The sequence below is a fragment of the Streptomyces sp. URMC 124 genome, from assembly GCF_051386455.1.
GTDB lineage: Bacteria > Actinomycetota > Actinomycetes > Streptomycetales > Streptomycetaceae > Streptomyces.
Genome location: NZ_JBPQTS010000250.1, coordinates 1 through 6,298 on the forward strand (window position 1 = coordinate 1; position 6,298 = coordinate 6,298).

The 6,298-nt window shown below is 76.8% G+C and carries 4 protein-coding genes; 1 reads left to right on the forward strand and 3 read right to left on the reverse strand.

Annotation, left to right across the window (positions count from 1 at the left end; genetic code table 11):
• Window positions 1–832: 832 nt before the first annotated feature.
• From ACSNOG_RS31425 to ACSNOG_RS31435, 3 genes are all read right to left on the reverse strand, one after another.
• On the reverse strand, window positions 833–2,254 hold the full coding sequence (locus tag ACSNOG_RS31425) for an MFS transporter (RefSeq protein ID WP_436756107.1): 1,422 nt from the start codon (window positions 2,252–2,254) through the stop codon (window positions 833–835).
• Between the two features lie 46 nt (window positions 2,255–2,300).
• The gene (locus ACSNOG_RS31430; RefSeq protein ID WP_436756108.1) at window positions 2,301–2,900 is read right to left on the reverse strand and encodes an SRPBCC family protein; all 600 of its coding nucleotides are present in this window, start codon (window positions 2,898–2,900) and stop codon (window positions 2,301–2,303) included.
• A gap of 154 nt (window positions 2,901–3,054) precedes the next feature.
• Window positions 3,055–4,035 (reverse strand): NADPH:quinone reductase, encoded by a 981-nt coding sequence (locus tag ACSNOG_RS31435; RefSeq protein WP_436756109.1) that lies wholly within the window; start codon window positions 4,033–4,035, stop codon window positions 3,055–3,057.
• 222 nt (window positions 4,036–4,257) lie between these two features.
• On the opposite strand from ACSNOG_RS31435, the gene ACSNOG_RS31440 reads away from it, so the two are divergent.
• Window positions 4,258–6,298 (forward strand): FAD/NAD(P)-binding protein (locus ACSNOG_RS31440; RefSeq protein ID WP_436756110.1); only part of this gene is annotated, 2,041 nt, incomplete at its 3' end.

A 6,298-nucleotide genomic window follows, 5' to 3' on the forward strand; every position in this document is an offset into this window, starting at 1 on the left:
TGCGGTGGTCTGTCTGCAGCCGGTGGGAGGGGCTTGCCCGCGCCCGCCCGGCGGAGGCGGGGTTGAAGGGTGCGGCTCGCGCCCTTCCTTCCGCCGCGGCGGTGCTCAGCCACGATGTGGATGTCCGGCGGTGCCGAGGCCACGTGCTGTGCGTTCGGCACCGCCGGGCTGCGCTGTGGTGGTGTTCGCCGTGGCGGCGGAATGGAGGGTGCGGCACCATGCGGTGGTCTGTCTGCAGCCGGTGGGAGGGGCTTGCCCGCGCCCGCCCGGCGGAGGCGGGGTTGAAGGGTGCGGCTCGCGCCCTTTCTTCCGCCGCGGTGGTGCTTAGCCACGATGTGGATGTCCGGCGGTGCCGAGGCCACGTGCTGTGCGTTCGGCACCGCCGGGCTGCGCTGTGGTGGTGTTCGCCGTGGCGGCGGAATGGAGGGTGCGGCACCGTGCGGTGGTCTGTCTGCAGCCGGTGGGAGGGGCTTGCCCGCGCCCGCCCGGCGGAGGCGGGGTTGAAGGGTGCGGCTCGCGCCCTTTCTTCCGCCGCGGTGGTGCTTAGCCACGATGTGGATGTCCGGCGGTGCCGAGGCCACGTGCTGTGCGTTCGGCACCGCCGGGCTGCGCCGTGGTGGTTGTTCGCCGTGGCGGCGGGGTTGAAGGGTGCGGCACCGTGCGGTGGTCTGGCTGCAGCCGGTGGGAGGAGCCTGCCCGCGCCCGCCCGGGTGCGGCTCGCGCCCTTTTTCCGCCGCGGTGGTGATCAGCCACCGCGGCAGCGTCCGGCGGTGCCGTGCCGGCCGGTTGATACGACGGCACCGCCGACCACCCCGCGCCGGAGGCGAACCGTTCAGCCGAGGCTCTCCGGGAGGGCCGGGCCGTGGCCCGGGTGGCGCCGCAGGGACCGGCCCGCCGGAAGCGGCTCGCGGCGGGCGTAGAGCGTCCATGTGAGCGCCGCGCACAGGGAGTAGAGGCCGAGGAGGCCCCACAGCGCGGGGGCCGCCGAGCCCGTGTCGTAGGCCACGCCCAGGGACAAGCCGATCGCCGCCGCCCCGAGCGCCCCGGCCGGCCCGGTGAGCCCGGCGGCGACGGCGGTGCTCCGGCGGGCGGCCGCGAAGGCGGTCCTCGCGTCCTGGCCGGAGAGGATCGCCTCGCCGGCCCGCTCGCCGAACAGCCGGGGAGCGACGGTCACGACGGCTCCGGCACCCATGCCCCCGAGGACGATCAGCACCGTCAGCACAGCAGTGAACACTCCGGCCGAGCCCCGCGACGACGCCACGGCGAGCACGCCCGTGCCCACCGCCATGCCCGACAGGCTCGCCAGCGTGACCCGCGCGCCGCCCCACCGCCCGGCCAGCCACCCGCCGCAGGGGCGCGCGGCCGCACCCAGCAGCGTGGCCGGCAGCGCGCAGCCGAGGGCCACCAGGGCGGAGGTGCCGAACTCGTACCGCAGCACCAGCCCGAAGGCGAGCCCGTAGCCCGTGAACGAGCCGGCCGTGGCCAGGGACAGCAGCGACAGCCACGCCAGGTGAGGATCCGCCCCGCGCCGGGCCCTGGCCGTCGCGTCCGCCGGCACGACCGCCGGCCCGTCCGCGCCCACCCGCTTCCCACCCGCCAGGTTGTCCATCCGCAGCGCGGCCACCAGCGCCGCCAGCACGGTCAGCGGCACGTGGACGGCGGCGATCCGGGCAGGGGAGGCGCCGCCCGCGGTCACGGCGGCCCACACCCCGGCGAGCTGGGCGGTGGCGAGCCCGAGGTCGCCCCCGGCGGTCGCGAGGGCGAGGGCCCGCCCCCGCGAGCGCCGGGGGTAGGAGGCGGCGGCGCCGACCGGCGCGGCCGCGGCAGCGTCGCCCGCTCCGGCGGTCGCGGCGGCGGCCAGGAGCAGCCACAGCGGGGCCCCGGGCCGCTGCAGGACGTACAGGGCGGCGAGCCCCGGCAGGGCCAGGGCGGCCGTGGTGACGGCGGTGCGGTCCCTGCCGCCGAGCCGGGCGAGGGCACGCCCGGCGGCCGGCCGCAGTGCCGCTCCGGCGACCACGGGCGTGACGAGCAGCAGGAACTTGTCACCGGCTCCGGGCGCCGCTCCGCTGCCGGCGGGCAGGAACAGCACGATCACCGGCCACATGCCGCGGACGGACAGCCCCAGGTGCCCGCAGAGCGCGGCCAGCAGCAGGTTGCGCCGGGCGACGTGCCGCCCGCCCCGGGCCCAGAAGCCGGGGTCGTCGGCGTCCCACCGCTCGGCCGACGGGCGTGACGGCGCCGCTCGGTCCGGCATCTCTCCTCATCCCTCGCCCCTCGGCCGCCCTCGCGGCACGGGCCTGTCAGACGGTCCGCTCGACGATGTCCTTGATGCGGGACAGCGACTCCGTCACGTCGTCGGTGAGTTTGCGGTTCCACTCGGCGGTGAACCGCCGCTGCCCGTCCGGGCCCAGCTGCCGGAAGATCTTCGCGAGCCCTTCGGTGGGCCGGCCGAGCCGGTAGTGGTGAACGAGCAGGCAGCCGCTCCCGGCACGGCGACCCCCGGCACGGCCACCGCCACCGTCCCCGGCGGCCTCCAACTCGTACGTCCACGTGCTGTCCTGGCGGCGCCCGGCGCTGTCGCGGACGACCCACTGGAACAGGCGCCCGGGTTCGGCGGCCACGACCTCGGATTCGGTGGTCCAGGGGCCGCGGACGATCGGCGCCCAGGGCAGGACGTCCGCCCCGCGGTGGTTCTCGCCGCGGAAGACGGCGCCGACCGTGCGCGGCGTACCGGACACCCAGCTGCCTCCGGTGCACTCGCGGCTCCATTCGCCGCTGCGGGCGAGCTCGCTGACCGTGTCGTAGACGGTGCCGGGCGACGCGGCGACGAGGACGCGGGCCCGCACCGTGAGGATCGCGGCGCCGGCCTCGACGCCGGCTTCGGTGGCTGGGGGAGTCATAGGTTCCAGGGTGCGCAGGGCCGGGTGCCCGGGGCAATGGCGGCCCGACGGGTGAGTCAGGTCCGGCGGCGTTGCGTGCAGGGGGGTGGCGGGCTCGGGTGCCCGGCCCGTCGGCAGCGGCAGGGGCAGCGGCAGGGGCAGGGGCAGTCGGCCCTCACACCCGCAAGAGCACCCTCCGCCCCCGCAGTTGGCCGTCCTCCATGCGGCGGTGCACCTCGGCGGCGGCCGCGAGCGGCAGCTGTTCGACGTCCCGCGCCCGGAGCAGCCCGTCGGCGGCGAGCCGTCCTACGACCCCTGCCGCCTCGGCGAGTTCGGCCGTGGACGCGTGGGAGATCGCGAACCCCACCACCGCCCCGTCCTTCTGGTACAGCGGCCCCACGGGCAGGACGGGCCGGGCGGCGACGCCCGCCAGCAGGACGATCCGGCCGCGCGGGGCCAGCAGGGCCACGGCGGCGTCGAGGTCGTGCCCGCCGTGGGTGGCGACGTGCACGTCGACGCCGCGGGGCGTGGCCGCCGCGAGGCGTCCGGCGAGCCCGGGGGCGGCGTAGTCGAGGACCACGTCGGCGCCGAGCGAGCGCACATAGGCCGCGTCGCGCGCCGAGGCGGTGGCCACCACCCGGGCGCCGGCCCGCACGGCGAGCGTGACCAGTGCGCTGCCCACGTTCCCGGCGGCTCCGGTGACGAGCACGGTCCCGCCGGGCCGCAGCCCGCCGTGCGTGAACAGCGCGAGGTAGGCCGTGGCGCCGGGGTGGGCGACCGCGACGACGTCCTCGGGCCGCGCCCCGGCCGGCAGCGGGTAGAGGCGGTCGGCGGGGACGACGGCCTGTTCGGCGGCGGCCCCCTGCCGGCCGGCGTGCCCCAGGCTGTTGCACCACACCGGGTCGCCGGGCGTGAACCCGGGCGCGCCCGGCCCGGCCGCGGCGACCGTCCCCACCAGGTCCCGGCCGATCACGAAGGGGAAGGGCAGCGGCGTACGGAAGCGCCCCGAACGGACGAGCGCGTCGACGGGGTTGACGGTGGTGGCGGTGACGTCGACCAGGACGTCGGCGGGGCCCGGTGCGGGCCGCGGGGCGGGGAGTTCGCCGACCGCGATCTCCTCCGGCGGGCCGGGCCGATCGATGTAGGCGGCGCGCATGCCGCCCAGGGTCGCACGGGGCGGCGACCGGGGGAGAGCGCCGGGGAAAGGGTGGATGACGGTATGTCACATCGGAGTCGTGTCCGTGGAGGGGACCTGACGGACCCCGCCCCCGCGCGTTGACCCCCGTCCTCCCGCGGCGGCCAGATGAAACCGGAACCGTACGCCGCACCGCCGTGCATCCCCGCCCCGGGAGCCCCCTCAGAACGGAGGAGCATACGCATGAGCAGCAGTCGTATCGAGGTCGGCATCGTCGGCGCCGGCCCACGGGGACTGTCCGTGCTTGAGCGGCTGTGCGCCAACGAGCGCGCCGCGCCCTCGCACCGCGCGGTGACCGTGCACGTCGTCGACCCCTCCGCGCCCGGCGCGGGCACCGTGTGGCGCACCGATCAGTCCCCCCACCTGCTGATGAACACCGTGGCCTCGCAGATCACCGTGTACACGGACGACAGCGCGCGGATCGAGGGCCCGGTCGAACCGGGGCCCAGCCTGTACGAGTGGGCGCGCGCCGTCGCCTCCGGTGACGACGACAGAGACGGTGACAGGGAGGCCAGAGAGGCCGGGGAGGCCAGGGAGACGGGGGAGGCCGGGGAGTCCGGGGGAGCCGCCCGGGAGGCCGGCGCGTACGACGCCGCCACCCTCGCCGAGGCCCGCGCCCTCGGACCCGACACCTACCCCACCCGCGCCTTCTACGGCCGCTACCTCCACGCCTGCTTCCGGCGGATCGCCGCCCGCGCCCCCGCGCACGTGACCGTCGAGGTCCACCGCTCGCGCGCGGTCGCCATGGCCGACGTTGAAGGCATCACCGGCGGCCCCCAGGGCATCCGCCTGGAGGACGGCACCCGCCTCAACCGGCTCGACGCGGTCGTCATGGCGCTCGGGCACGTACCCGCTCAGCTGTCCGCCCGGGAGGCCCGTACGGCATCGCTGGCCCGCATCCACCACCTCGACTACGTCACGCCCGTCAACCCGGCCGACCTCGACCTCGGGCACATCGCGCCCGGGCAGCCCGTTCTGCTGCGCGGCCTGGGCCTGAACTTCTTCGACTACATGGCCCTGTTCACCGCGGGGCGCGGCGGTACGTTCGACCGGGAGGGCGACCGCGAAGGCGACCGGGTCGTCTACCGGCCGTCCGGCGCGGAGCCCCGGCTGTACGCCTTCTCCCGGCGCGGCGTCCCGTACCACGCGCGCGGCGAGAACGAGAAGGGCGCCCACGGCCGCCACCTGCCCCGGCTGCTCACCGCCGGCTACATCGCCGGCCTGCGCGAGCGCGCCGGGCGCGGGGGCCCCGTGCGGTTCGGCACCGACCTGTGGCCGCTGATCGCCGGCGAGGTGGAGGGCGTCTACTACGGCACGCTGCTGGAGCGGCTCGGCCGGGCGGGCGAGCGCGAGGAGTTCACGGAGCGCTTCCTGGCGCTGGAGAAGGACGACGAACGCGCCGAGCTCCTCGACGCCTTCGGCATCGACCCCGCCGAACGCTGGGACTGGCAGCGCCTCGCCAGACCGTACGGCGACCGCGCCTTCACCGGGCGCGCCGACTTCCGCGCCTGGCTGCTGGACTACCTGCGCGCGGACGTGCGGGCCGCCCGCGAGGGCAACGTCAGCGGGCCGCTGAAGGCGGCCCTGGACGTCCTGCGCGACCTGCGCAACGAGATCCGGCTCGCCGTCGACCACGGCGGCCTGGAGGGCGACTCCCACCGGGACGACCTCGAAGGCTGGTACACCCCCCTCAACGCCTTCCTCTCCATCGGCCCGCCCGCCTCCCGCATCGAGGAGATGGCCGCTCTCATCGAGGCGGGCGTCCTGGAGGTCACCGGCCCCGGCACCGTCGTACGGCTGGAGGTCGCCGGACCCGAGGGGCCGTCCTTCGCGGCCGACTGCCCGGCCGTGCCCGGCCCGCCCGTCCGCTCCCGGGTGCTGATCGAGGCCCGCCTGCCCGAGCCCGACCTGCGCCGCACCGCCGACCCCCTGCTGCGCCACCTCCTGAACACCGATCAGGTCACCCCCTACCGCATCCCCACGGCCGCGGGCACGGGCTACGAGACGGGCGGGCTGGCCGTCACCGAGCGCCCGTACCACGTCGTCGACGGCCGCGGCCGGCCCCACCCGCGCCGCTTCGCCTACGGGGTGCCCACGGAGTCCGTCCACTGGGTGACGGCGGCGGGCATCCGCCCGGGCGTCGACTCGGTGACGCTGGGCGACGCGGACGCCATCGCCCGAGCGGTCCTGTCCCTCCCCCCGACAGCCCACGTCCCCCCACCTC

What these genes read in the sequence shown, in the direction of transcription:
- ACSNOG_RS31425 (WP_436756107.1), bottom strand. Translation starts at nt 2,254, where the DNA reads ATGCCGGACCGAGCGGCGCCGTCACGCCCGTCGGCCGAGCGGTGGGAC.
- ACSNOG_RS31430 (WP_436756108.1), bottom strand. Translation starts at nt 2,900, where the DNA reads ATGACTCCCCCAGCCACCGAAGCCGGCGTCGAGGCCGGCGCCGCGATC.
- ACSNOG_RS31435 (WP_436756109.1), bottom strand. Translation starts at nt 4,035, where the DNA reads ATGCGCGCCGCCTACATCGATCGGCCCGGCCCGCCGGAGGAGATCGCG.